26 protein-coding genes are annotated in these 25,680 nt (G+C 60.8%); 13 read left to right on the top strand and 13 right to left on the bottom strand.

Annotation, left to right across the window (positions count from 1 at the left end; all coding sequences use genetic code 11):
• Positions 1-68: 68 nt before the first annotated feature.
• The 6 genes from HKN06_02980 to HKN06_02955 are packed head-to-tail and all read left to right on the top strand — an operon-like array spanning position 69 to position 8,762.
• Positions 69-1,559, top strand: coding sequence for a leucyl aminopeptidase (locus tag HKN06_02980; protein ID NNF60277.1), 1,491 nt, complete (start codon positions 69-71; stop codon positions 1,557-1,559).
• Positions 1,556-1,984 carry a DNA polymerase III subunit chi gene (locus tag HKN06_02975; GenBank protein ID NNF60276.1) on the top strand — a complete coding sequence of 143 codons (429 nt, stop codon included), beginning with the start codon at positions 1,556-1,558 and terminating at the stop codon, positions 1,982-1,984. Before HKN06_02980 ends, HKN06_02975 begins: the two co-directional genes overlap by 4 nt.
• A gap of 57 nt (positions 1,985-2,041) precedes the next feature.
• Positions 2,042-4,822, top strand: a complete 2,781-nt coding sequence (locus HKN06_02970) for a valine--tRNA ligase (protein NNF60275.1) — start codon at positions 2,042-2,044, stop codon at positions 4,820-4,822.
• A gap of 26 nt (positions 4,823-4,848) precedes the next feature.
• The gene (locus HKN06_02965; GenBank protein NNF60274.1) at positions 4,849-5,820 is read left to right on the top strand and encodes an AAA family ATPase; all 972 of its coding nucleotides are present in this window, start codon (positions 4,849-4,851) and stop codon (positions 5,818-5,820) included.
• Between the two features lie 6 nt (positions 5,821-5,826).
• Positions 5,827-6,795, top strand: coding sequence for a DUF58 domain-containing protein (locus tag HKN06_02960; GenBank protein NNF60273.1), 969 nt, complete (start codon positions 5,827-5,829; stop codon positions 6,793-6,795).
• Complete coding sequence (locus tag HKN06_02955) at positions 6,768-8,762, top strand: DUF3488 domain-containing transglutaminase family protein (protein ID NNF60272.1); 1,995 nt, start codon at positions 6,768-6,770, stop codon at positions 8,760-8,762. The genes HKN06_02960 and HKN06_02955 overlap by 28 nt, the downstream gene beginning before the upstream one ends.
• On the opposite strand, the gene HKN06_02950 is transcribed toward HKN06_02955, so the two are convergent.
• From HKN06_02950 to HKN06_02930, 5 genes are read right to left on the bottom strand one after another with little or no spacing between them, the layout of a single operon-like run.
• Positions 8,763-10,022 (bottom strand): MFS transporter, encoded by a 1,260-nt coding sequence (locus HKN06_02950; GenBank protein ID NNF60271.1) that lies wholly within the window; start codon positions 10,020-10,022, stop codon positions 8,763-8,765.
• Between the two features lie 5 nt (positions 10,023-10,027).
• Entirely contained in the window at positions 10,028-10,507 is a 480-nt protein-coding gene (rimI, locus tag HKN06_02945) for a ribosomal protein S18-alanine N-acetyltransferase (protein NNF60270.1), read from the bottom strand.
• A complete protein-coding gene (locus tag HKN06_02940) occupies positions 10,504-11,157 on the bottom strand; it encodes a uracil-DNA glycosylase (GenBank protein NNF60269.1) in 654 nt (217 codons plus the stop codon). The genes rimI and HKN06_02940 overlap by 4 nt, the downstream gene beginning before the upstream one ends.
• A gap of 45 nt (positions 11,158-11,202) precedes the next feature.
• Positions 11,203-12,027 carry a phosphatidylcholine/phosphatidylserine synthase gene (locus HKN06_02935; protein NNF60268.1) on the bottom strand — a complete coding sequence of 275 codons (825 nt, stop codon included), beginning with the start codon at positions 12,025-12,027 and terminating at the stop codon, positions 11,203-11,205.
• Between the two features lie 44 nt (positions 12,028-12,071).
• The gene (locus HKN06_02930) at positions 12,072-12,695 is read right to left on the bottom strand and encodes a hypothetical protein (GenBank protein ID NNF60267.1); all 624 of its coding nucleotides are present in this window, start codon (positions 12,693-12,695) and stop codon (positions 12,072-12,074) included.
• Positions 12,696-12,996: 301 nt separating this feature from the next.
• On the opposite strand from HKN06_02930, the gene HKN06_02925 reads away from it, so the two are divergent.
• The 3 genes from HKN06_02925 to HKN06_02915 all read left to right on the top strand — a co-directional run bounded on the left by HKN06_02925 (position 12,997) and on the right by HKN06_02915 (position 17,047).
• Positions 12,997-14,712: a proline--tRNA ligase gene (locus tag HKN06_02925; GenBank protein ID NNF60266.1), complete on the top strand. Its 1,716-nt coding sequence runs from the start codon at positions 12,997-12,999 to the stop codon at positions 14,710-14,712.
• Position 14,713: 1 nt separating this feature from the next.
• Positions 14,714-15,268, top strand: coding sequence for a transglycosylase SLT domain-containing protein (locus tag HKN06_02920; protein NNF60265.1), 555 nt, complete (start codon positions 14,714-14,716; stop codon positions 15,266-15,268).
• 141 nt (positions 15,269-15,409) lie between these two features.
• The gene (locus HKN06_02915; protein ID NNF60264.1) at positions 15,410-17,047 is read left to right on the top strand and encodes a hypothetical protein; all 1,638 of its coding nucleotides are present in this window, start codon (positions 15,410-15,412) and stop codon (positions 17,045-17,047) included.
• 3 nt (positions 17,048-17,050) lie between these two features.
• On the opposite strand, the gene HKN06_02910 is transcribed toward HKN06_02915, so the two are convergent.
• Positions 17,051-17,323, bottom strand: a complete 273-nt coding sequence (locus HKN06_02910) for an acylphosphatase (protein NNF60263.1) — start codon at positions 17,321-17,323, stop codon at positions 17,051-17,053.
• Positions 17,320-17,637: a DUF4398 domain-containing protein gene (locus HKN06_02905; protein NNF60262.1), complete on the bottom strand. Its 318-nt coding sequence runs from the start codon at positions 17,635-17,637 to the stop codon at positions 17,320-17,322. The genes HKN06_02910 and HKN06_02905 overlap by 4 nt, the downstream gene beginning before the upstream one ends.
• 108 nt (positions 17,638-17,745) lie before the next feature.
• On the opposite strand from HKN06_02905, the gene arsC reads away from it, so the two are divergent.
• Complete coding sequence (gene arsC / locus HKN06_02900) at positions 17,746-18,093, top strand: arsenate reductase (glutaredoxin) (GenBank protein NNF60261.1); 348 nt, start codon at positions 17,746-17,748, stop codon at positions 18,091-18,093.
• Here arsC and hda read toward each other — a convergent pair.
• Genes hda through HKN06_02880 form a run of 4 tightly spaced genes read right to left on the bottom strand, consistent with a single transcriptional unit; the run spans position 18,073 to position 21,417 of the window.
• Positions 18,073-18,780 (bottom strand): DnaA regulatory inactivator Hda, encoded by a 708-nt coding sequence (hda, locus tag HKN06_02895; GenBank protein NNF60260.1) that lies wholly within the window; start codon positions 18,778-18,780, stop codon positions 18,073-18,075. The two genes, arsC and hda, sit on opposite strands and share 21 nt — an antisense overlap.
• Entirely contained in the window at positions 18,780-19,844 is a 1,065-nt protein-coding gene (locus HKN06_02890) for an AI-2E family transporter (GenBank protein NNF60259.1), read from the bottom strand. The genes hda and HKN06_02890 overlap by 1 nt, the downstream gene beginning before the upstream one ends.
• The gene (locus tag HKN06_02885; GenBank protein NNF60258.1) at positions 19,841-20,389 is read right to left on the bottom strand and encodes a CDP-alcohol phosphatidyltransferase family protein; all 549 of its coding nucleotides are present in this window, start codon (positions 20,387-20,389) and stop codon (positions 19,841-19,843) included. The genes HKN06_02890 and HKN06_02885 overlap by 4 nt, the downstream gene beginning before the upstream one ends.
• A 2-nt stretch (positions 20,390-20,391) precedes the next feature.
• Positions 20,392-21,417 (bottom strand): DUF2066 domain-containing protein, encoded by a 1,026-nt coding sequence (locus HKN06_02880; GenBank protein NNF60257.1) that lies wholly within the window; start codon positions 21,415-21,417, stop codon positions 20,392-20,394.
• A gap of 97 nt (positions 21,418-21,514) precedes the next feature.
• On the opposite strand from HKN06_02880, the gene purM reads away from it, so the two are divergent.
• The 3 genes from purM to HKN06_02865 are packed head-to-tail and all read left to right on the top strand — an operon-like array spanning position 21,515 to position 23,888.
• Positions 21,515-22,549 carry a phosphoribosylformylglycinamidine cyclo-ligase gene (gene purM, locus HKN06_02875; protein ID NNF60256.1) on the top strand — a complete coding sequence of 345 codons (1,035 nt, stop codon included), beginning with the start codon at positions 21,515-21,517 and terminating at the stop codon, positions 22,547-22,549.
• Positions 22,498-23,205 (top strand): phosphoribosylglycinamide formyltransferase, encoded by a 708-nt coding sequence (gene purN, locus HKN06_02870; protein NNF60255.1) that lies wholly within the window; start codon positions 22,498-22,500, stop codon positions 23,203-23,205. Before purM ends, purN begins: the two co-directional genes overlap by 52 nt.
• Positions 23,202-23,888: a DUF3108 domain-containing protein gene (locus HKN06_02865; GenBank protein NNF60254.1), complete on the top strand. Its 687-nt coding sequence runs from the start codon at positions 23,202-23,204 to the stop codon at positions 23,886-23,888. The genes purN and HKN06_02865 overlap by 4 nt, the downstream gene beginning before the upstream one ends.
• A gap of 1 nt (position 23,889) precedes the next feature.
• On the opposite strand, the gene HKN06_02860 is transcribed toward HKN06_02865, so the two are convergent.
• Positions 23,890-24,456 carry a dCTP deaminase gene (locus HKN06_02860; GenBank protein NNF60253.1) on the bottom strand — a complete coding sequence of 189 codons (567 nt, stop codon included), beginning with the start codon at positions 24,454-24,456 and terminating at the stop codon, positions 23,890-23,892.
• Positions 24,457-24,458: 2 nt separating this feature from the next.
• Entirely contained in the window at positions 24,459-25,595 is a 1,137-nt protein-coding gene (apbC, locus tag HKN06_02855; GenBank protein NNF60252.1) for an iron-sulfur cluster carrier protein ApbC, read from the bottom strand.
• Between the last annotated feature and the right edge of the window lie 85 nt (positions 25,596-25,680).

Raw genomic sequence — 25,680 nt, 5'->3', positions numbered from 1 at the left:
TACTGTAAACTACGGCGCCATTGTACGACGGCCTGAAGGCCGCCACTCGTACCACCCCGGGAGATTCAATGGATTTTCATACGACCAGCGCCGGCCCGGCGCGGCAACGTACCGACTGCGCCATCGTCGGCATCTATCAGGCTCGCCGTCTCAGTGCAGATGCAGCCGCCCTCGATGTCGCTTCAGGCAAGGCAGTTTCAGCAGCTATCAGCAGCGGCGACATCGACGGCAGACCCGGCGCTACGTTGCTGCTCGGCCGGCTACCGGGTGTGTCGTGCAAACGTGTGCTGCTCGTGGGCCTGGGTAAAAAGAAAGAATTCGGCGCCCGCCAGTTGCGCTCTGCCAATGCCGCAGCGGCTGCAGCACTGGCGAAGACCGGAGCGGCCAGCGCCATCAGCTTTCTGACACGGGAAACAGTTGACGGACTCGATGGCTACGCTGTTGCGCGACTGACCGCGCATGACTTTGACAGCGCCTTCTACCGCTTCGATGAACTCAAGTCGAAAAAAGACAAGCGACCCAAACTCAAGAAACTCGGCGTCGCGGGAGCAGATCGCAATGCGGCAACCGAGATGGACCGCGCATTGAAAGACGCCGCTGCGATTAATGCGGGTGTTGCGCTGGCGCGCACTCTCGGTAATCGCCCGGCCAACGTCTGCACGCCCGCACACCTGGCCGATACCGGTCGCCAGTTGGCGAAACGCTACAAGAGCGTTACGACAAAAGTCCTGGATCGCGCGGCGATGAAACGCCATGGTATGGGCGCATTTCTCAGCGTAACTGCCGGTGCCGACGCACCGCCACAGCTTATAGTGATGGAATACTCCGGTGGGGGCGACGATGCGCCCATTGCACTGGTCGGAAAAGGCATCACGTTTGATACCGGCGGCATATCCATCAAGCCGGCGGCCGCGATGGACGAAATGAAATTCGACATGTGTGGCGCCGCCAGCGTTTTCGGCACCATGCTCGCACTGGCCAGGATGCGTCTGCCGATCAATGTCGTTGGCATCGTGCCGGCCTGCGAGAACATGCCAAGCGGTTCGGCCACCCGCCCGGGCGACATTGTTGAAACCATGTCCGGTCAAACCGTGGAAATTCTCAATACCGATGCGGAAGGAAGGCTTATCCTGTGTGATGCCCTGACTTATTCGCGCAAGTTCAATCCGGACACTGTCATCGACATCGCCACGCTAACCGGCGCCTGCGTCATTGCACTTGGCGCCCACCACAGCGGTCTGATGACGCCGCACCAGGATCTGGCAGACGAGCTGCTGGATGCGGGCCGTCGCGCCGGTGATGTTGCATGGCCGTTACCTCTCACACCCGAGTACGCAGAAAGCCTGAAGAGCAACTTTGCAGACTTCGCAAATGTTGGCGGCAAACCCGGCGGTGCAATTACCGCCGGTTGCTTCCTGCAAAAATTTGCCGACGGGCTGAACTGGGCGCACCTGGATATTGCCGGCAGCGCCTGGAAATCGGGTGACCAGAAAGGCGCTACCGGCCGGCCGGTTGGCTTGTTGTCACAGTTTCTGATCGATCGCGCACGTGCCGAGTGACTCGCGTCGATTTCTACATACTCGATGACGACTCAGGTGACGGCCTGCAGCGCTTTGCCTGCCGGCTGGTAGACAAGGCGTGGGGACGCGGGATGCGCTGTTTCATAAACACCGCAACACCAGACCAGGCTGCCCGGCTGGACGAGCTGCTGTGGACGTTCCGCGACATCAGTTTTTTGCCACACGCGATTGCGCCGGCTGCTGAAAGTGCGAGGCTCGCCGCGCTAATCGGCAACGACAGCGAACCCGACACCGAGCTCGACCTGTTGATTAACCTCAGCCCCGAGGTGCCAACCTGGTTCAGTCGCTTCGAGCGCGTTGCCGAATTGGTCGACAATCACGACGATCGGCGCAAGGCCGGTCGCGAGCGCTTCCGTTTCTACCGCGATCGCGGCTACCAGCTCGAATCCCACAATATCCGCTAGGCACCGGCTTTTGGCCGCCACCACCGACGGCGCCGGGGCCGGTATACTGCGCCGATGATGGAAAAGACCTACGACCCGGCGCGTATCGAAACTGATTGCTACCAGTTCTGGGAGCGGAATGGCCATTTCAGGCCCTCCGGCAAGGGCGACCCCTACTGCATCATGATTCCGCCGCCAAACGTTACCGGCACGCTGCACATGGGTCACGCGTTCCAGGACACGATCATGGACACGCTTACGCGTTATCACCGCATGACCGGCCGTGACACCCTGTGGCAGCCGGGCACTGACCATGCCGGCATCGCAACCCAGATGGTGGTCGAACGCCAGCTTAATGCCGAAGGAAAAACCCGGCGCGAGCTCGGTCGCGAAGCGTTCCTCGAGCGCGTCTGGCAATGGAAGGAACATTCCGGCGGCACCATCTCCAACCAGTTGCGCCGACTGGGTGCCTCGGTCGACTGGTCGCGTGAACGGTTCACGATGGATGAAGGCCTGTCACGTGCCGTCATCGAAGTGTTTGTGCGGCTGCACGAGGACGGCCTCATTTACCGCGGCAAACGGCTGGTCAACTGGGACCCGGTGCTGCACACCGCGCTGTCCGATCTCGAGGTGCTGTCCGAGGAGGAAGACGGCAAGCTTTGGCATTTTCGTTATCCGCTATGCGGTGCGACAGAACCACGCTGGCTGGTTGTCGCCACAACACGTCCGGAAACAATGCTCGGAGATACCGCGGTGGCGGTACACCCGGACGACGAGCGCTATCGCGACCTGGTCGGCAAAGAAGTGGAGTTGCCACTGACCGGGCGGACGATCCCGATAATTGCCGATGACTATGTCGATCCGGAGTTTGGCAGTGGCTGCGTGAAGATCACACCGGCCCATGACTTTAACGACTATGAAATCGGCCAGCGCCATGCCCTGCCGATGATCAACATCCTCACCGATGATGCAAGACTGAACGACCAGGTGCCGGAACCCTATCGCGGCATGGAACGATTTGATGCGCGCGACCGCATCGTCACAGATATTGAACAGCTCGGACTGCTGGAAAAAATCGAACCACACAAGCTCAAGGTGCCGCGTGGTGACCGCAGCGGCGAGGTGGTCGAGCCGTACCTGACTGACCAGTGGTACGTCCGTGCCGAACCGCTGGCAAAGCCGGCAATTGCGGCCGTGGAAAATGGCGATATTCGCTTTGTACCCGGCAACTGGGCCAAAACCTATTTCGACTGGATGTACAACATCCAGGACTGGTGCATCAGCCGCCAGCTGTGGTGGGGTCATCGTATTCCGGCATGGTACGACGACGAGGAAAATGTCTACGTGGGTCGCGACGAACAGGAAATCCGCGCCCGAAACGGACTGGCCGACGACCTGCCACTGCGCCAGGACGAGGATGTGCTCGACACCTGGTTTTCTTCGGCGCTGTGGCCCTTTTCGACCCTTGGATGGCCACAGCGCACGCCGGAACTGGCCACCTATTACCCGACGTCTGTGCTGGTAACCGGCTTCGACATCATCTTTTTCTGGGTCGCCCGGATGATCATGATGGGGCTGAAGTTTATGGGCGACGTCCCGTTCCGCGAGGTCTACATCCATGGCCTGATCCGCGATGAAGACGGACAAAAGATGTCAAAAGCCAAGGGCAACGTGCTCGACCCGCTGGACCTTATCGACGGCATTGAGCTGGACGACTTGCTGCAGAAGCGCACTGCACACCTGATGCAGCCGCACCTGAAGAAGAAAATAGAAAAATCCACGCGAAAGCAGTTCCGCGATGGCATTCCTGCATTTGGCACGGACGCGCTGCGCTTCACCTATGCGTCGCTGGCAACCACCGGCCGCGACATTCGTTTCGATCTCGGGCGGATAGAGGGATACCGCAATTTCTGCAACAAGCTCTGGAATGCGTCGCGCTATGTACTGATGAACACCGAATCAGCTGACTGCAGTACCGGCGCCGTCGAATATTCGCTGGCCGACCGCTGGATTCGATCGCGGCTGGCGGCGGCCATTACTGCAACGCGGGAACACATCGAAGCCTATCGCTTTGATCTTGCCGCGCGTGTTCTGTACGAATTCAGCTGGAACGAATTCTGCGACTGGTATCTCGAGCTGTCCAAGCCCGTGCTGCAGTCGGACACGGCTACTGCGGAACTGCAGCGCGGCACGCGCCGCACCCTGGCCCACAGTCTCGAGGCGCTGATGCGCGCGCTTCACCCGATCATGCCGTTTGTCACCGAGGACATCTGGCGGCGTATCGCGCCAGTTGCAGGCAAGAGTGGCACCACGGTAATGAACCAGCCGTATCCGGCGACGGGTGATTTTGCTCGTGATGAGGAAGCGGAAGCCGAGGTTGCATGGATTCGCCGCTTCATACTCGGAATCAGGCAGATTCGCGGCGAAATGGATATCAGCCCGAAGCGCGCGCTGCCGGTACTGTTACAGGACCACGGGCCTGGTGACCGGCGCAGCCTGGAACAGCACCGGCTTTACCTGAAGAGCCTCGCCCGGCTGGAACAGATTGAACTGCTGGACGCCGCCGACACGCCGCCACCGGCTGCCGTTGCATTACATGGCAAAATGAAAATCCTGGTACCAATGGCCGGCCTGATAGAACCGCAGGCTGAGCTGGAGCGACTGGAACGCAAGCGTGAGAAGCTGGCCCGTGAAACGGCTGCTGGCGAGAAAAAACTGGCTAACCCGAATTTTGTCGATAATGCGCCTGGCGAAATTGTTGATGAAATCCGCCAGCGCGTTGCCAGCCAGCGTGAGTCCCTGGCTGATTTAGAGACACAGGTCACACGAGTGCGTCAGCTGCTGGTTGACAATAGCTGATTGAGATACGTGTTGAGCAAGCAGGAATGGCTGACCTCATGACCACCACCCCGGCACTGGAACATGGCACGATGAATGACGCCACGCGGCGCCTCGAAAATGTCGTCACGCAGCTTGGCTCGGTAATCCTCGGCAAAGAGCAGCAGATTCGTCTCGCTGTTGCCTGCCTGCTGGCTCGTGGACACCTGCTGATCGAAGACATACCGGGTGTTGGCAAGACCACCCTCGCCCATGCCCTGGCGCGCACACTGGGACTGAGCTATCAGCGTATCCAGTTCACCAGTGACCTGCTGCCGGCCGATATCGTCGGTGTCTCGATATTTGAAAGGGACAGTGGCGACTTCCGCTTTCACCCGGGACCGGTTTTTTCCCAGCTGGTCCTGGCTGACGAAATCAACCGCGCCACGCCAAAGACGCAAAGCGCGCTGCTCGAAGCGATGGAAGAAAACCAGGTAACCGCTGACGGCAGGACATACCCTCTGCCGTCGCCGTTTTTCGTCGTCGCAACGCAGAATCCTACATACCAGATTGGAACTTTTCCGCTACCGGAATCGCAACTCGATCGCTTTCTGATGCGTATACAACTCGGTTACCCGGACGCCAGCGTCGAACGCGAGTTGCTCACCGGCCGCGACCGTCGCGATATCCTGGCCGACCTCGCCCCCGCGATCGACATCGAAACGATGCTCAGCCTGCAGCAGGCGCTGACTCAGCTGCACGCTTCGGATGCCCTGGTGCGGTACCTGCAGGATATCGTTGCATTTACGCGCGAATCAGCAGCATTCAGCAGCGGTCTGTCGCCGCGCGCCGCCATTGTCCTGCTGCGGGCAGCGCAGGCCTGGGCGCTGATGGCGGGTCACGGCGGCGTCATGCCCGAAGACGTGCAGGCTGTGCTACCTGCGGTAATCCCGCACCGGCTGCCTCCACGAGACGAATCCGCTCCACAGACGCCCGCAGAGATCGGCGAGTTCGTCCTGACGGGCGTGCCAATACCCTGACCCGCGGTGGCAACAGCCAGCCCACAGCAGAGACTCCCCGGACTGCGCGAGCGCGTGCGGCGCTGGGCAAAGCGCCGTCAGGGCAGCGACGACGACCAGCTGCGACTGCACAGCGGTCGCATCTACATCCTGCCCAACGCCCAGGGCATTGCCTTTGGCTTCCTGATCATCGCAATGCTGGTCGGTGCGATGAACTACAACAACAGCCTCGGCCTGGCGGTAACATTCCTGATGGCCGGCATCGCGCTCGTAACGATGCACCACTGCCATCGCAACCTGGCCGGTCTGAAAATTCGCTATGGCGGAGACGAACCCGCTTTTGCCGGCGACCGGGCAAAATTTCGCATCACGCTGGTAAACGACACTGCCGTACCTCGGCTGGGCCTGACCCTGCGTTGCCATGACCATGTAACGCAAACTATTCATCTTGAACCGGGCGAACACGAGACGCTGGTCCTTGAAGTGCCGACTACACGTCGCGGACGTCTCGAACTGGACCGCTTCAGCGTCTTTACCAGCTTTCCGCTCGGCCTGTTCCATTGCTGGGCGTGGATTCATCCACGCTGGCATACAGTGGTGTATCCCCGTCCCGCACCGGCAGGCCTGACGCCACCACCGCAACACACCGACACCGGCGGCGCCAGTGACGACAGCGCCGGCGATGCCGACTTCGCCGGCCTGCGTAACTATCGACCGGGCGACCCACCAAGACACATCGCATGGAAATCTTTCGCCCGCAGCGAAGAGCTGCTGGTCAAACAGTACGCCGGAACCGACGTGGCATCGCACTGGTTTGATTTTGACAGCCTCGATCAGATGGGACTCGAAGCACGGCTGGCGCAACTGAGCCGGTGGATTGTCGATGCCCACCTGAGTGACACCGCGTGGGGCCTGCGCCTGCCCGGTGAAAGCTTTGCGCCGGAGGTGGGCCCGGCGCACCGTGACCGTTGCCTGACCGCACTGGCTTTGATGTGAACGCGCGCGCACTGGACACACCCAGACTGCTGTGGACGCTTGCCTGCCTGGCGGCTGCTGCCGGCCCGCATCTGCTGCACCTGCCGCTATGGTCGCCTGGCCTGATGGTGACAACCATGCTCTGGCGGCTGGCAGCGCAGCAGGGCCGCCTGGCGTTACCGGGAACCGTGGTGCGGCTGGTGCTGGCGTTTGCCGGATTTGCCGGTGTCTTCGTCAGCTACGGCACCATCACCGGTCTCGATGCCGGCAGCACACTGCTGGTGGTTATGGCCGCGCTCAAACTGACGGAAACAAAGTCGGTGCGTGATCTAATCGTTTTGCTGCTCATCAGTTATTTCCTGATAGTCACGCAATTTCTGTTCGGTCAGTCGATCATGATTGCACTCTATGCATTCCCAACGATCTGGCTGATCACTACCGCACTTTCGCAGGTAAGCAGTGCCGCGCCAACCATGCCGTGGCGCAAGGCGTTCGCACGCTCCGGCATACTGCTGGCGCACGCAGTGCCGGTCATGCTGATAGCCTTTGTACTGTTTCCGCGGATGTCGGGCCCGTTCTGGTCCATACCCCGCGGCGACAACACGGCGCTCACCGGCCTCAGTGACACGATGCAGCCTGGCAGTATTACGCGGCTGCTGCAGTCCGATGCCGTCGCCTTTCGCGTCGCGTTTGATGACGATCCGCCACCACCGGAACAGCGCTACTGGCGCGGTCCGGTGCTAAGCAACTTTGACGGGCGCAGCTGGTCTATTTTTCAGCAGCATGACCGCGAGGTTCAGGAATCCAGTATCGAACTGATCGGCCCATCGGTCAGCTACGAAGTCACGCTGGAACCAAACTATCGCAACTGGCTGTTTGCCCTCGAACAGACTGACCCGGGCGATCTGCCGCGACGCTCCTACATGACCAGCGACCTGCGCCTGGTGCGTGCCGAACCGGTGACGCAGCTTTTCCAGTATCGGCTGCAATCCTGGCCACAGCATCGCGCCAATGCCGATGTCGGACCGAATCACTGGACCCTGCAGCGAGACCGGCAGTTTCCACAGCGCACCAACCGCCGCGCCCAGGCGCTGGCACAGCAATGGCTGGCTGAAACCGGCGACCCGGCCGCAGTTGTAGAACGCATCCTGCGCCAGTTCCGTGTACAGGAATTTGTCTACACGCTGACGCCGCCCGCCCTGAGCAGAACCGACCCCGTCGATGACTTTCTGTTCAATACGCGGCGAGGTTTCTGCGAGCACTATGCCTCGGCGTTTACCCTGATGATGCGCGCCGCCGGCGTTCCAGCGCGTGTGGTGCTCGGTTACCAGGGTGGCGAACTCAATCCGTTCAGCCGTCACCTGACTGTGCGTCAGTCGGACGCACATGCGTGGAGCGAAGTGTGGCTGGACGGTCGCGGCTGGATTCGGGTAGATCCTACCGCTGCCGTTGCCCCCGAGCGGGTCGAATCCGGCGTGGCCGGCGCCCTGCCAGACGGCGAACAGCTGCCCGGCCTGTTTCGCAGCTACGACTGGCTGCGCCAGCTGCAGTTTGGCTGGGACGCCGTGAACAACGGCTGGAACCAGTGGGTGCTTGGCTTCAGCCGCCAGGAACAGCGTAGCCTGCTGCGTGCTCTGGGCATGAAACGTCCGAATTTGCAGAAAATGCTGCTGGCCATGATCGGACTGATAACCGCAGTTATGGCGATTATTGCAGCTCACATGTTGTGGCAGTCGCGGCCCTCACCGGCCGACCCGTGCGCCCGCATCTACGCCCGTTTTTGCCGCAAGCTCGAACGTGTCGCCGGTGCCCGCGCGGATCACGAGGGCCCGCTCGATTTCGCCCGCCGTGTCATGCTGGCGCATCCGGCAATCGCGGCACCGGTGGAGGAAGTCACCCGCCTGTATGTATCGCTGCGATATTTCCCGGAAGACAACGACAGTCGCATAGCGGACCTGCGCCGGGCGGTTCGTGCCCTGCGCGTCTGATCAGGCGCGCCCGGCCTCGGTACGCACCAGCAGCAGCAATCCCGCACCTGCAACAAACAGCGGAACGATGGCCAGTATTTCCAGCCGGGCGTTACCGGTCAGCAACACAACCGTTCCTGCCAGCACCGGCCCGATTACCGCGGCGAAGCGTCCCACCATGTTGAACAGACCGAAAAATTCCCCGGACATATCCGCTGGAATCAGCCGGCCAAAATAGGCGCGGCTCAGGCTCTGCACGCCACCCTGTACCAGGCCAATCAGGACGGCCATCGCATAGAACTGCCAGGTGCTGGCCAGGAAGTAGGCCCAGACAGATGTTGCCAGGTACACCGCAAGGCCAATCAGGATACCCCTGTCCGCCCCGATTCTTCTGCCGAGCCAGCCAAAGGCCAGTGCGGACGGAAAACCGACAAATTGCGTAAGCAACAACGCCTTTATCAGGTCAGTGTCTGCAAACCCGAGACTCAGCCCGTAGTCGGCGGCCAGCTTGATAACGGTGTAAACGCCGTCGATGTACAACCAGTAAGCCAGCAGGAAAAACATCGCCGGCTTGTAATTGCCAAGATGGCGCACAGTGTCACGCAGCTGACGCAGTCCTGCACCGACAGCCGCACGCAGAGGCACCCGGTCTGCAGTGGGTTTTTCGTCAACAAAAAGCACCAGCGGAATGGAGAACACTACCCACCAGATGGCAACCGTGACAAACGACCACCGCACTGCCGTATCTTTTGCATCCAGCCCGAACCAGCCCGGCTGCAGCACCATGACAACGTTTAGGCCGAACAGTAGTCCGCCGCCCAGGTAACCCAGGGCGTAGCCGTAGCCGGACACCACATCCATGTCGGCCGGGTCGGAAACATCGACCAGCATCGAGTCATTAAAAACATTGGCCAGCGCAAAGCCGACTGACGCTGCGGCAAAGACTACTGCAGCTTCCAGCCACCCGCCGGCGCCTATAAAAAACAGCAGTGTGGTCGCCACGACGCCGGTCAGCGCAAAGACAATCAGCCCTCGTTTGCGTGCGCCACTACGATCAGCAATCGCCCCGAGCAGCGGCGCCAGCACGGCCACCACGAGGGCGGCCCCGCTGTTGGCAAGACCCAGCCTGAAGGTGGACACCGTAACGTCAACGCCGGCGTTCCAGTATTGCTTGAAAAAAATCGGAAACAGACCGGCCAGCACGGTTGTAGCAAAGGCCGAGTTAGCCCAGTCGTACAACGCCCATGACAGCACCGGACGACGCAGCAGCAGGCGCGACATCTGCTTCAGCCCGTCGCCGGGCCCAGCTCACGCGCCAGCACCAGAGCGTCCTCGCGGCCGGTTACCGCCGGATAGTAATCACGGCGCGAACCAATCCGGGTAAAACCGGCGCTTTGGTACAGCCCGATGGCCGCTTCGTTTGACGGCCGCACCTCGAGAATGGCCCGCATGACGCCAAGCTGTCTGACTTCGTCGATTACGTGTTGCAAAAACCGATTACCGAGTTGCTGGCGGCGACACCGCTGACGAATGCAGAGGTTCAGGATATGCGCCTCACCGGCCGCGACTGACACCACGCTGTAACCGGCCAGACCGTCAGCTGTATCAAGCACCCGGCACAGGTAGCCGGCCTGCAGGCAGTCGCGAAATATCCCGATACTCCAGGGAAACGGATAAGACCTGGCCTCGATGCGATGCACTTCCATAATATCTGCCGGGCGCATTGGGCGGATGTTGATTGCCACAGCTTGCGGCGCGGCGCTCATCCGTCACCCTGCTCCAGCGCGAACAGCAAATCCTGCCAGACCTTTTCCTTGGCACCTGGCGAACGCAGCAGGTAAGCCGGATGATAGGTTACGACCACGGGAACCCCGGGTTCGTCACCGTAATGGTACAGCCGGCCACGCATTTTGCCGACCGGTGTATCGGTCTGCAGCAGCCGCTGCGCGGCGACCCTGCCAACTGCAAGGATCAGCCGGGGCCGCACCAGTTCTATCTGCCGCGCGAGGAAACTGCTGCAGGCTGTTGCCTCCTCCGGTCGCGGATCGCGGTTGTTCGGCGGGCGGCACTTGACGATGTTGGCGATATAAACTTCGTGACGCTTGTATCCGGCCGCCAGCAGCATGGCATTGAGCAGCTGACCGGCCCGGCCAACGAATGGCTCACCACGCCGGTCTTCTTCCGCCCCGGGTGCCTCGCCGATGATCATCCACCGGGCATCCTGGTTACCGACTCCAAACACGGTCTGAGTACGCCCGCGGTGCAGATCACAGGCACGACATTGCGCTACGGCCGTCTCCAGATCACTCCAGTCAAGTCCGGCCGCAGCCGCACCTGTACAGGTTGCTGGCGTACCCTGCACTTCGTCCGCAGGTCGTGCCGGCGCATTGCGCGATAACCACACCCGTACACCCATGGCATGCAGGAGCGCCAGCTTGTCCGTTGCGGGAGCAGGCACCTGTCAGGCCGTCTTGTCGCGCGGCGATCCGTCGCCTTCATCCGCACCGGGCGTCACATCGTCCGATGCTTTGCGTCGCCGGCGCCGCATCAGGCGATACAGCGCATATAGCGGGCCGGTGAGCGCGAAACCGGCGAACATGCCGAACAGCACTACCGGCGGGTTCAGCGAAATAAGCATAAAAACCGCAGGAATCAAAATTACCTGGGTAAACGGGATGCGCTCGCCCAGATTGAATTCTTTAAAGCTGTAATAGCGCAGGCTGCTGACCATCAGGATGCCGGCGGCGGCGGTGACCAGGAACGCGGGTATCAGCGCGTAGGTTCCGGCAAGCTGGTACTGCGTGCCGAGCCAGACCCAGCCGCCGACCAGGCCCGCACCCGATGGGCTCGGCAGACCCTCAAAAAACCGCTTGTCAGCGGCCGGCCGGGAATTGAATCGTGCCAGCCGCAATGCCGCGGCTACCGCATAGAAAAATGCCGCAAGCCAACCCAGTTTGCTCCAGGCAAGCGTGCTGTCACCGATGTTCTGCAGGCCCCACTGGTAAACCACCAGTGCCGGCGCCAGCCCGAACGAGACCATATCGCAAAGGCTGTCGTACTCCTTGCCAAAGTCGCTGTCAGTGCCGGTCAGCCGTGCCACCCTGCCGTCGACGCCGTCGAGCACCATTGCGACGAAAATCGCAATGGCTGCACGCATAAAGGCGCCGTCTATTGCCGCGATGGCCGCATAAAAACCGGCAAACAATGCTGCAGTCGTAAGGAGATTGGGCAGCAGGTAAATGCCGCGCCGGCTGAGGCTGCGTTTTTTCACTGGGTTAACTGCCATCGGATAATCATGCCACGGCTGCTGAGCAGCCACAAAAAAGCCGGCTAGTCGTGTACCAGCCGCGCCAGTATATCGTTGCCGGCACGCACGTAGTCGCCAACGGCCACGGCAACGCGACTGTTAAGCGGCACGTAAACTTCAACCCGGCGCGTCAATCGTACAAAGCCGTAGGGCTGCCCCTGGCCCAGACGCTCGCCGTAGTTGATAAAGGACTTTGGCCTGAACATGCGCGGTGCTTTCATCAATACGACTACATCATCGTCCTCGTCGGTGCGCACCCACAGCCCGTTGACCCCGGTCAGACGCGACCCGGCAGCAAAGTTGTCCTGCAGGTTGAGTACCTTGCCCTCGATCGGGCTACGTGCAGTGTAGGCACCAAAATTGTCTACCCGGATCGTGATGTGCGCGGCCTCGCGCTCGAGCACTCCCTTGTCGGTAAACGCGACCGCAATGACGCGGCCATCAACGGGTGCAACGACCGCCAGCGGAACAGAGGGAATTTCCCGCGGCGGATCACGAAACAGCAGGATCAGTAACACCAGCAACACCAGCGCGAACAAGCCAAGCGCCATGCTGTGCGTACGAATGGCGACGATCAGCAGCAGTATCGCGCCGACCATGAACAACCAGCCGTCACGGGCGATAAAAATAGAACTGTTGCGTCTCATCGGCGCTCCGTCTCCTCACCGTCAACCCGCATTGTGCGCGATACCACTGCCGCCCGGCAGGTCGCTGTCCGGCTGCATGGGCAGCAGGCATACACGCGTCCCGGCTTGCCACCGCGGCACTGCAGCCCTGCGGCTGCAGGTCTGGCGTGGATCGGAATCGCTGTTGAAAATATCGCCATCGGCAGGTCCGGGCCGGCTGGCCCGCAAAAAAGTGCCGGAAATCTACTCGTCCCGGTCACGAAAATCAACGACTTCGGACACAAGTTTTCTATACTATGCGCCTTTCCCGCGAGGAATCTTCATGCGCCTGACCGCCCTGCCCATCGCCACCCAGAAGGAAGCACCGGCTGACGCCGAGATTATCAGCCACCAGCTGATGCTGCGTGCCGGCCTGATCCGCAAGCTGGCTGCCGGAATTTACTCGTGGCTGCCGCTCGGCCTGCGCGTGGTGCGCAAGGTAGAGCGCATTGTGCGCGAGGAAATGGATCGTGCCGGGGGCCTCGAACTCGTGCTGCCAAGCGTGCAGCCCGGTGAGCTGTGGCACGAGTCCGGCCGCTGGGATTTCTACGGACCGGAGCTGCTGCGCTTCACCGACCGCCATCAGCGCGAATTCTGCTACGGCCCGACGCATGAGGAAGTCATCACTGACATCGCCCGACGCGAGCTGCGCAGCTATCGACAGCTGCCCGTCACTTTTTACCAGATTCAAACGAAGTTCCGCGACGAGATCCGCCCGCGCTTCGGTGTGATGCGTGCCCGTGAATTCGTGATGAAGGACGCATACTCATTTCATATTGATACCGACTCGCTGCACCAGACGTACCAGGACATGTACCAGGCGTATACGCGCATCTTTCAACGCAGCGGCCTGAAATTTCGCGCAGTGGAAGCCGACAGCGGCGCTATCGGCGGCGAAGTGTCACATGAGTTCCACGTGCTGGCTGACTCCGGCGAAGATGCAATTGTTTACTCAAACGCAAGCAACTACGCGGCCAATATGGAAGCAGCAGCAGCGCCACCACCACCGGGCCCGCGTCCTGAACCGGAAGCAGCGCTGGAAAAAGTTGCCACACCGGGGGCACAAACGATCGAGCAGGTAAGCCAGGCGCTCGGCGTGCCGGCGGCCAGCTGTGTAAAAACCCTGTTCGTCGCTGGCAGCGATGACGATGTTGTCGCGCTGGTACTGCGCGGCGACCATGAGCTCAATGCAATAAAGTCCGCCAAACTGCCCGGCGTTGCTGACCCGCTGCGCATGGCGTCTGCGTCGCAGGTGCAGCAGGCGGCCGGCAGCAGCCCGGGCTCGGTGGGGCCGTTGGGCCTGGCCTGCCCGGTAATCGCTGATCACGCGGCGGCACAGCTGAGCGACTTTGTCTGCGGCGCCAACGAAGACGGATATCACCTTCGCAACGTCAACTGGGAACGGGACCTGCCGCAACCCGAATGTGCTGATTTGCGCAATGTCACCGCCGGTGAAGCCAGTCCCGACGGCAAGGGCACACTGGAGATCGCCCGCGGCATCGAGGTGGGACACATCTTCAAGCTGGAGACCAAGTACAGCAAGCCAATGGATGCCACCGTGCTCGACCGCGACGGCAAGAGCATCGCCATGCCGATGGGCTGCTATGGCATAGGTGTGACGCGCATCGTGGCAGCAGCCATCGAGCAGAATCATGATGACAACGGAATTATCTGGCCCGCCGCTATAGCCCCGTATCAGATCATGATCATACCCATCAACATGGCCAAGTCCGAACGTGTTTGCTCCGCGGCAAACGAACTTTATGCTCGCCTCGGCGAGCAGGGTTACGAGGTCATCATTGACGACCGCGACCTCAGGCCGGGCGTGAAATTTGCCGACTGCGAGCTGCTCGGAATACCCGTGAGACTGGTCGTTGCCGAGCGCGGCCTCGATGCCGGCACGATCGAGTGCCGGGGCCGGCGCGATGACGACAACGAAAACATACCCGCGGCGGAGCTGGACGCCTGGCTCGACAGCAAGCTGGCGGTGAACAGCTAAAATGCGGCCGGCCCTCCTGACCGCCGCCCTGCTGTTGCCGGCGCTGCTGGGCGCGTCGCAACCCGATCCTGACCTGCGCGACCTGCTGATCACCGCGGTGGAACAGTCGGAAAGTTTTGAAGATCGCTTTGCGGCAGAAGTATGGCTGACCGATATGTCAGCCCGGCTGCAGCGGCAGCTGCCGGATGCGGAGGAGCGACTGGAAATACTGCGCCAGGTGCATCGCGAGGCACAGCGTGTCGACCTGCCACCGGAGCTGGTCCTGGCCGTGATCGATGTTGAAAGTAATTTTGACCGCTACGCGATCTCGTGGGCCGGCGCCCTGGGGCTGATGCAGGTCATGCCTTTCTGGCTGGACGAAATTGGCCGGCCCGACGACAACCTGTTTCACGTTGATACCAACCTGCGCATGGGTTGCACGATCCTGCGCTACTACCTGGACCGGGAAAAAGGCGACATGGTGCGTGCCCTGGCCCGCTATAACGGCAGTCTCGGCCGGCGTAAATACCCCGACAAGGTGCTGGATAAGCTGCGCCGCAAGTGGTTCCGCTCCTGACGCGTCAGTACAAAATGCCGGCTTGGCTGCCTGGCACCTATTAAGTTAATAAGAAACAAGAAGTAACGTGAGTTACTTCGCAGCATTTCTGGTAGATTTACGCCACCCTGTCCTCCAGTCATCAAGGAAGATGCGCAGAACATGCAGGTCGGCTTCCACTTCGATAACCTGGTCCGGTATCTCCAGGTCAGACCTTCCCGCTCCGACTTATCGGCAGGGACGGGCATTACTCCAGCGGTATCGCCGGCCGAATCGGCCCAGCTCGGCCTGAACGACCGTCGCGTCAGCCAGCTCACAAAGTCCCTGAACCAGCTCGACGACCTGCTGACGCGGGCGCGGGTCCGTACCAGCTCGGGCAAGGCAGCAGTCACATCGCAAAGCCTTGGCCTCAATACCACCCAGACCGCAACCACGCTCAACACCAGCGAAGAAGTCAACACGGCAACGACGTCCTATTCACCATTCGGGCCCGTCTTTACCGGCCCGGGCGGCTCGGATGCGCTACCGGAAATCTCCAATGTCTATAACGGCGAGAATGGCGACGACTCCTTGCGTTTCCTGGTCACCAGGACGGGCGTGCACGGTGCCTCGAAAATTGAGGTCAAGGTTTACGATGGCTCGGGAAGCAAGATCAAGACTATCAAGGTCCAGCCATGGCACGCGCTGGATAAGCAATACAATATTGGCAACGGGCTGAAATTCCAGCTTGGTGCCGGCACGCTGGTACAGGGTGACGAGTTCTATCTCGACGTCTACGAGAACACCCCCAGCGCGGTCGATCCTGACAACCCATTCGATGGCACCCGCAACGACCGGCCTAATTTCGATCTGGGCGAATCGGTCAGTGCCGGGTCTTTCGACATCAATGGCGTGACGATCAATGTAAATGATTCTGACTCGATAAACGACGTATTGAGCCGAATCAGTGCGTCGGCAGCGGATGTCAATGCGGTCTTCGACACCAACAGCGAAACGGTCAGGCTCACCCGCCGGACACCCGGGTCGGCCAGTGACATAGTGCTGTCAAACGATGACTCCGGGTTCCTCTCTGCGGTAAAACTCGACGGTGTGTCCAGTAGCCCGGGACTGGACAGCGAGGCCGACATTGCCCTCGACCAGACCACGCGCTTCAGCAGCGTCAGCAGCGGTGGCCTGCTGATCAACGGTTACAACTTCGATATCGACGTCACTACTGATTCGCTGTCGGATGTTGTATCAATCATCAATGACGCAGACATCGATATCACCGCCAGCCTCGTGCAGGGCGGACAACGCATCTCCCTGAAGGCCGACATCGAAGGCATGGCGCTAAGCATCGATGACCAGGGCACGCAGTTTTTCGATGCGCTGGGTGTGGCGGAAAAAACCTACAACGCGATCGGCAGCAGCGGAGTCTCGCGCTCGCGCAGCTATCGCATTGCTGACTCAGTCGACGCGACGATTGACCTGATAAACGATGTATTTCATCCGGCGGAAAATACCCTTCGCAGCGAATCGCTGGACAGACTGCGTAATGACATTCTCGGCTCTCTGCGTGCCAACACGCCGGACGGCGACTCTCGCCTCGGGCTGCTGTTCGACCTCGAATCGCCGGTCGGCCACCGTTTCGGTCGCATCGACCGGCAGGAGCTGACGTCCAGCATCCGCCATAACCTGGGCGCATCGCAGCTGTTTCTCGGCGGATTGATGGCGGGGCTGCGTGGCGCGCTGGCCAACTATGGCGCGGCGTATGGCGATTCCGCCATCGCCAGCGGCACGATGCTCAACAGCACGGCGTAGCGTTCAGCCGGTCGTAAAACCCGCCGGCGGATCAACGTCGACCACATCACTGCTGACATCGTCGACAGAGCTGGCAGACGATCCCTGCCACAACCATTGTTCCAGCTCATCGACCGTTTGGCCCGGCCCGCAAGCAAGCACCTCTACCCGGCCATCGGCCAGGTTTCGGGCATAGCCGGTCAATGAAAGGCCACGAGCAACCCGTGACGTAGTCGCGCGGAAGAAAACCCCCTGCACCCGGCCGCTCACAAAAAACCGCCGGCATACGGCGGTCATTTATTATCGTCAGCGTTTTTTGTTCGAGCCAGGGCTTCGACGGCTTCCTGCTTTGCAGCGATAGCGGCGCGGCGCGCCTCCCGATAGCGTTTTTCCTGCAGCCGCTGTTCGGCGGAGCGCAGCAAGGTGTCGGCGCGCTCCAGATTTTCCGCGGCAACTTTGCCGGCGCCGGCTTCCTGGGCTGCAGCTATTGCCTGGCGGGCGTTGCTCATCTCCTGCACCGGCGGCCCGACACAGGCGGAAAGCGTTACCGCGCAGGCGATGACCCACGCGGTGACCCAGCCTTTCAATAACACCCGCTTTATCCGCTGCATGCAAACGAACCTAAGGTCACGATTTATCTGATGAAAACAACGTAGCAAGCACGCTGCCGCGGCGTCAAGCAGTGGCGCAACATCCCCTGTCGCGCCAGAATGGCCGGCATGGAAGTTACCATCTATCACAACCCACGCTGCTCGAAATCACGTGCCACGCTGGCGCTGCTGGAGAAGCGTGGCATCGAGCCCCGGGTGATTCTCTACCTGGAAACTCCCCCGAGTGCGCAGCAGATCCGCGAGTTGCTGGGACTGCTCGGCATGACACCGCGCGAGCTGATCCGCAGCGGCGAGAAAGAATACCGTGAGCTCAGGCTGTCGGACCCGGCGACAACGGACGAGGATCTGATTAGCGCAATGCACAATTGCCCGCGACTCCTGCAACGGCCCATTGTCGTGGTCAACGGAGCCGCCCGTATAGGGCGACCGCCCGAATCAGTTCTGGATATCCTCTGACTTTTCCAGAACGTCTTTCACGAATGGAATAGTCACGCGGCGCTGAGCCTGCAGCGAGGCATGGTCGAGCCGGTCAAGCACCGCAAACAACGAACTGAGGTCACGCGGATAACGACTCATCAGATAGTGGCCTGTTTCATCCGGCAGTTCGAAGCCGCGCTCGTGCGCCCGCACACGCAGCGCCGCGAGACGCTGATCATCACTCAGCGCCAGCAAACGGTAAACGGGGCCCGACGCCATCCGTGATGCCAGGTCGCGCAGGGAAAAGTCGATCGACCGGGGCCCCAGTTGGGAGGCGGCCAACAGCGCATTGCCGTGATCGCGCAGTTCGTTGAACAATCCGAACAACGCAGCTTCCCAGTCCGCGTGACCTGCCAGACCGTCAATATCGTCAACTGCCACCAGGTTGCAGCGACCCCATGTAATGACATCCTGCGGCGCCAGCCGGCTTGCCTCACTGGCAGAAAGAAAGGCTGCCCTGCCACCGTCCGCGGTAACGCTGTGGCACGCGGCCAGCAGCAGATGACTCTTGCCTACAGCAGATGGGCCACGCAACCACAACAGCGGCACATCACGATTGCGCGCATGCGCGGTAACCGCTGCAACAGCTTCGGTATTGCTACCGGTTACAAAGTTATTGAAACGCGCCTGGTCCGGCAGCCGAACGTCGAGAGTCAGCTGGTCCATTAACCTTCATCCGGATCGGTACGGTACAGCCGCGGGAACAGGTAGTGTTCATAGGCAAACCTGGCGATAACCGACCCTACCGCGGCAACAGGCAAGGCAAGCAGGACGCCAAAGAAGCCAAACAGCTGGCCTCCGGCAAGCACCGCAAATATGACCAGCACGGGATGCAGCCCGATGCGGTCACCAACCAGACGTGGGGTGAGAAAAACCCCCTCGACCAGCTGGGCAAATACGAACACCACAACAACGCCGGCAAGCGCAATCCAGCTCTGCGCCTGTGCGACCGCAGCCAGGCCGGCAAGCACCAGGCCGATTATCAGGCCAAGGTATGGCACAAAGCTGACAATGCCCGACACGACGCCAATTGCCAGCGCATAGTCGATGCCGACGATGTAAAGACCCACGGAATAGATCGTCGCCAGCGCAATCATCACCAGGACCTGGCCACGCAGGAAACCACCAAGAGCCCCATCCGCCGCAACCGCGATGGCGATGGTCTTTTCCTTGCTGCGCACCGGCAGCAGTTCCCCTATTGCAGCGACCATCCGGTCCCAGTCACGCAGCAGGTAAAAAGTAAGAACCGGGATCAGCAGCACGTTGACCACGACGCCAACCAGTGCCGCCCCGGAGCGCGTTACCCTGGCCAGCGCCTCGGCTGCCCAGTTGGCTGCCGAAGCGCCGTACTCGGACAGGTACGGCCCGAGACCCACCAGTCCGCCATCGACATCAAATCCGGTCAACTCGACGACTTTGGGCAATATCCTGCTTTCGACCCACTGCACATAGCCGGGCAAACGCTCAAACAATGCCCCGGCCTGCGCGCTGACCAGCGGCGCAATCAGGACCACCAGCGCGCTCATTACAAAAAACAGCAGAACAAAAAATACGACGACGGCAAAGGTGCGCGACATGCGTAGTCGCTCCAGCCTGTCAACCAGTGGATCACCCACGTAGGCGATAAGAAACGCCGCTACGAATGGCGTGAGAATCGGCGACAGCAGGTAAAGCACCCAGCCAATTGCGAAGACAATCAGCAGATTGGTTAAACGATCTTCGACAATCATGTGCGATTACCCGCATTGAGAGCCAACAGGGTCCAGCCCCGCACATAGTGCAGGCCGCTGACGATGGCGGTGACGAAAACCAGGCTGCCAAGCAAGGAAACGACAAGCTGGCCGGGCATCGCGAAGGCGGCATCGGCCAGCACAGCCGCGACAAACATCAGCTGCAGCACCGTATTGAGTTTGCTGACATTCGTGGCACCGCCGGCGAACGGGCCGATAAGCATGCGGTAGCCGATAGCTCCACCAACTATTACGGCGTCACGTCCGACGACTACAGCTGCCAGCCAAACCGGGATCAGGCCACTCAGTGCAAGCCAGATAAACGAAGAGACCATCAGCAATTTGTCGGCCGCCGGATCCAGCAATGCACCGAGCTGGCTGCGCCAGTCAAACGTACGCGCGAGAAAACCGTCCAGGCCGTCGGTCAGCCCGGCAACAACAAACAGCAGCAGCGCGAGCTTATACTGCTCGCGCCCGATCGCCAGCAAGACAGGGGGCACCAGGAGTATCCGAAAGATACACAGTGCGTTGGGGAGATGCTCCAGCTTCACGGATTGAATCGGTAACGCTGCTCGACCGACACGGCGACCGCTCCGGCTTCGACGGCCGGCACCGGCTGCAACAGATCGTTGAGATCAATGACTCGTGGCAACCGGGCCGGGTCGCCCTGCAGCTGCAGGTCGTACACCACGGTGTCGCCGGCAATACGCCGCACTCCCACATGACGCACCAGCGACAGACCGTCGAGGTAGTCCGAAACACGCGCATAGTCACGCAGGCTGTGCAGCCCGGAAACCGCAATAGCCGTACCCCCGGCTAAACCCAGGTCGCTTGCGGCAAAGCGCTTCCCGAGCTGGTCAGCAACACGATGAATACCGGCACTGAGTCCGCCGCGCCACTCTTCCTGCAGCCCGCCCATGTCGAGACTCCAGCGGACGTTCAGCCGTGACCCGGACCCACGGCTGGCGCGTCCGACCAGGACGCCCGCAGCGTCGTAACGTAACGATGCCGCCTTGATCTTTTCAGAGAATCCACCCCACAGGTCACTAAAGGACATTGCGGCCCGATCGGTGCTGTCGAACAGCGGCCACACCAGCACAAGACCACGACTGGACGCCACGCGCTCGATGGACCGACGCAGATTCGTTTCCTCGCCCGCGGTAATCAGGCCACGGCTGCCGCTGCCCCAGTCAACCGCCAGCCAGGTCAGCAGAGGCGGCCGGTCGTTGCCCCAGACAGGCAATCCGGCATTGCGGGCAAGCCTTTCGACGGCCGCGCCGTCAAAGGCGGTGTACATCTTCGAGTCCTCGACATAGCGATACTGCTGCAGCAGCGCCCGCGCCTGCTCCAGCAGCTCGAGCGTTGCAGGGCTGCCGGCCACACCCCGGTCGCCGGTAACTTTTACCAGGACCGCGGCGAGTCCATCGCGAAAGGCCTGTTCACGCGCCTCTTCCGATCGATCCGGGACAGGGACCGTTGCTGTGTAGAGATCAGGGACGGGCGCCGCCCCGGCAACCATGCCGGCGCACAGCGCGAGTACGGCGAGGAATTGTCGGCCATACACAGTTATCATTCGGTAATCTGGCAAAACGGTCTGTCTCATCGGAGCCGGCCCAGGGCCCGGCGCCGATAAAATAGCACACATCAGCACCCGAACCGCGGTAATACACATGAGCAATAGCAAATCCGGCCTGACCTACCGCGATGCCGGCGTGGATATAGACGCCGGCAACCGACTGGTCGAACGCATCCGTGACAGCGTCGCGGCGACTCGCCGTCCTGAAGTCCTGGGTGGACTGGGCGGTTTTGGCGGCCTGTTCAGTTTTGACAGCAGCAAGTATCGCGAACCGGTACTGGTGGCAGCAACGGATGGCGTCGGGACCAAGCTCAAGCTGGCAATGGAACTCAACCGGCACGACGGTATCGGTATCGACCTGGTAGCAATGTGTGTCAACGACATTGTCGTACAGGGCGCCGAACCACTGTTCTTTCTCGACTACTATGCCACCGGCAAGCTGGACGTCGACGCGGCCGCGGCCGTTGTTGCCGGTATCGCTGACGGCTGCAAACAGGCGGGTGCCGCACTGATCGGCGGCGAAACCGCGGAGCTTCCGGGCATGTACAGCGATGGTGATTATGACCTCGCAGGATTTTGCGTCGGCGTGGTGGATCGCGACTGCCTGATCGACGGCAGCGCAATCAGCAGCGGTGACGAGCTGATCGCAATAGCCAGCTCAGGCCCACACTCCAATGGTTACTCACTGATCCGTCGCATCGTGGCTGACAGTGGCAGCGGACTTGATGCGCCATTTGGAGAGCGCACGCTGGGATCGGCGCTGATCGAACCAACCAGAATCTATGTGCAGGCGCTGCTACCGCTGCTGCAGCAACGCCTGGTACACGGTATCGCCCACATCACCGGTGGCGGACTGACAGACAACGTCCCGCGAATACTGCCCGACGGGCTCGGCGCACAAATTGACTGCAACAGCTGGCAGATGCCCGGGATTTTCACGTGGCTGGGTGAAACCGGTGACGTTTCCAGACAGGAAATGATGCGCACATTCAACTGCGGTGCAGGCATGGTCCTGGTCGTCGCACCACAGAATGCCGAGGCGGTATTGACGACGCTCGAGGGCCACGGCGATACGGCATGGCGGCTGGGCAGGATTGCTCCCGGCAATGGTGTCGAGTACCTGTGGTGAGAAGTACACCGCTACCCGCGGCGATACTGATCTCCGGATCGGGCACCAACCTGCAGTCGCTGATCGACAGCGCAGCCCGGACGGGCATCGCCATCAGCACTGTTATCAGTGATCGCGCCGATGCCCATGGGCTGGAACGGGCGCGTCGTGCCGGTTTGCCTGCGCAGCTGGTCGACCCTGAGCAGTTTGCAGCCCGCGAAGACTTCGACGCTGAACTGGCGCGACAGGTTACGGCGAGCGGCGCCGGGCTGGTGATACTGGCCGGTTTCATGCGTATTCTTTCGCCGGCTTTTGTCCACACTTTCAACGGTCGCACCCTCAATATTCACCCGTCACTGCTACCGTTGTACCGCGGCCTGCACACCCACCGCCGGGTGCTGGAGGCCGGTGACGCGGCACATGGCTGTAGTATTCATTTTGTAACAGATGAACTGGATGGCGGCCCGCTGGTCGCCCAGGCCCGGATCAGTGTGCACGCCGATGACGACGAAAACAGCCTTTCAGCACGCGTTCAGGAACGGGAGCATAAGCTGTACCCGCTGGTAGTGAGCTGGTTTGCTGCCGGCCGGCTGCAGATGTCTGACGGCATCGCGTGGCTCGACGGCGAACGTTTGCACCGACCGGTGGTCTATGCCGAGGACCAGGAGATTAAATGAAACTGCTGCTACTCATGCTGTTGTTGCCAGCGAGCCTCACCGCGATGGAATTGACGCCATACACCGCCCACTACAGTGCCAGCTTTTCCGGGCTGCGTGGTGAGATGACGATGGCGCTCAGTGACAGCGGTGAGGGTCACTATGTCCTCGAAAGCCGCACCCTCGCCAGGGGTTTGGCACGGCTGGCCCGGCCGCGCGATATGGTCGATCGCAGTGAATTTACTCTCGACGCGGGCCAGCTGCGACCAGTGTCGTTCGTCGCCGAAGACGGCACACGCCGCAACAAGCGTGGCAACACCATCGACTTTGACTGGAACAACCAGAGCGCCGTCACCGAGTATCGTGGTGAAACCCGGGCAATCGGGCTGACCGACGGCTTGCTCGACCGGCAGTTGCTGCAGATCGCCATGACAAATGATCTTGCCAATGGCGTAACTGAAAAAAACTACAACGTTGTTGACCGGCTTGACAAGAAAGTTTACCGGATTCAGGTAACGGGCGAAGAACGCGTCGAGGTCGAGGCTGGCAGCTTCAATACCGTCCGTGTCGAGCGGCAGCGGCCCGGTTCCAGCCGCGCATCAGTCCTGTGGTGCGCCCCGGAACTGAATTACCTGCCAGTCAAGATGGAGCAGCTGAAGGACGGCAAGGTGATAGGCACGCTGGAACTGACCGCGTACGAATAAGTTACGAACGCGGCAGCGTCACCCCGGTCTGGCCCTGGTACTTGCCTGCCCTGTCGGCATAGGACACGTCGCAGGCCACATCCGACTCAATGAAGATCATCTGCGCGACTCCCTCGTTGGCATAAATCCTGGCCGGTAACGGCGTGGTGTTTGAAAACTCGAGGGTCACGTGCCCCTCCCATTCCGGCTCCAGCGGCGTAACGTTGACAATAATGCCGCAGCGCGCGTAGGTGCTTTTACCGAGACAAATCGTCAGTACATTTCGCGGGATGCGGAAATACTCGACAGTCCGCGCCAGGGCAAACGAATTGGGCGGGATAATACAGGTGTCGCCGGCCATATCGACGAAGCTCTTCTCGTCGAACTGCTTGGGGTCCACTACTGCGGTGTTGATGTTAGTGAAAATCTTGAAGTCCGGCGCGCAACGCACGTCGTAACCATAGCTCGACACGCCATAAGAAATAACCTTGCCGTCGCCGCCGCTGCGCACCTGTGCCGGCTCGAACGGTTCGATCATGCCGTGCTCAAGCGCCATTCGTTTAATCCACGAGTCCGCCTTGATCGTCACCGCTACTCCTCCACTACTATTTTCGGAAACAGCCGGCTGTAATCACGCGCCTGCAGTGCCAGCCGTGCGCCGATACGCCGCGCAACGTCAAAATACGCCTGCGCCAGCTCACTGTCCGGCTCTGCGACCACAGTTGGATTGCCGGAATCTGCCTGCTCACGGATCCGTATGTCGAGCGGCAGCCCGCCGAGGAACGGCACTTCGTATTCCTGCGCCATTCGTTCGCCACCCCCGGTCCCGAATACTGGCTCCTCGTGCCCACACTGCGAACAGATATGAGTCGACATGTTCTCGACTACACCCAGCACGTTCACGTCCACTTTCTCGAACATCCGCAGGCCCTTGCGGGCATCGAGCAGGGCAATATCCTGAGGCGTGGTAACGATCACGGCACCGCTGACCGGCACCCGCTGGGACAAGGTCAACTGCGTGTCGCCGGTGCCGGGTGGCATATCCACCACCAGGTAATCCAGTTCGCCCCAGTTGGTGTCATTGATCAGCTGGCTGAGCGCCTGTGTCACCATTGGCCCCCGCCAGACCATCGGCTGGTCCTCATCGATCAGGTAGCCGATCGACATGCTGGCGATACCGTGCGCGCTGACCGGCTCGAGACTTTTGCCATCACGGCTTTCCGGGCGTTCACCGCGCTTGCCCAGCATGCGCGGCTGGCTCGGACCATAGATATCGGCGTCCAGGATGCCTGCTCGTGCACCATCGGCAGCGAATGCCAGCGCAATGTTAACCGCTGTCGTTGACTTTCCTACGCCGCCCTTGCCTGAAGCCACTGCAATTACGTTGCTGACACCGGGCATAGGCTTGAGCTGGCCCTGAACGGCATGCGGCGTAATCTCCGTTCTGATCTCGATACGGACATTGTCGACTGCATCGAGCTCAAGCAGCGGTGCCTTCAGCGCCGCTACGAGCGCGTCATGATGGCGGCCAGCCGCATAACCGAGCTTTATTAGCAGCTCTGCAGTGCCGTCAGTGAATGTAATATTCTCAATTGCGCCACTGCTGGCCAGGTCACTGCCGGTATACGGGTCGACATAGCCCGCCAGGGCGCTTTCAATCTGTTGTTCGGTATTTTCCACGAGTCCTGCTGATAGATCTTTCTGATCCGCGCATTTGAGACGCCGCACCCGGTAAAGTCAATCAGCCTGCAGGCAGGCCCGGCCAGCAGCGAAATGCCGGACCGCGATAATCCCAGCCTTTCACGAACAATGA

It is taken from the genome of Gammaproteobacteria bacterium (genome assembly GCA_013003425.1).
Lineage (GTDB): Bacteria > Pseudomonadota > Gammaproteobacteria > Steroidobacterales > JABDKV01 > JABDJB01.
This window is presented reverse-complemented; position numbering and strand designations above follow the sequence as displayed.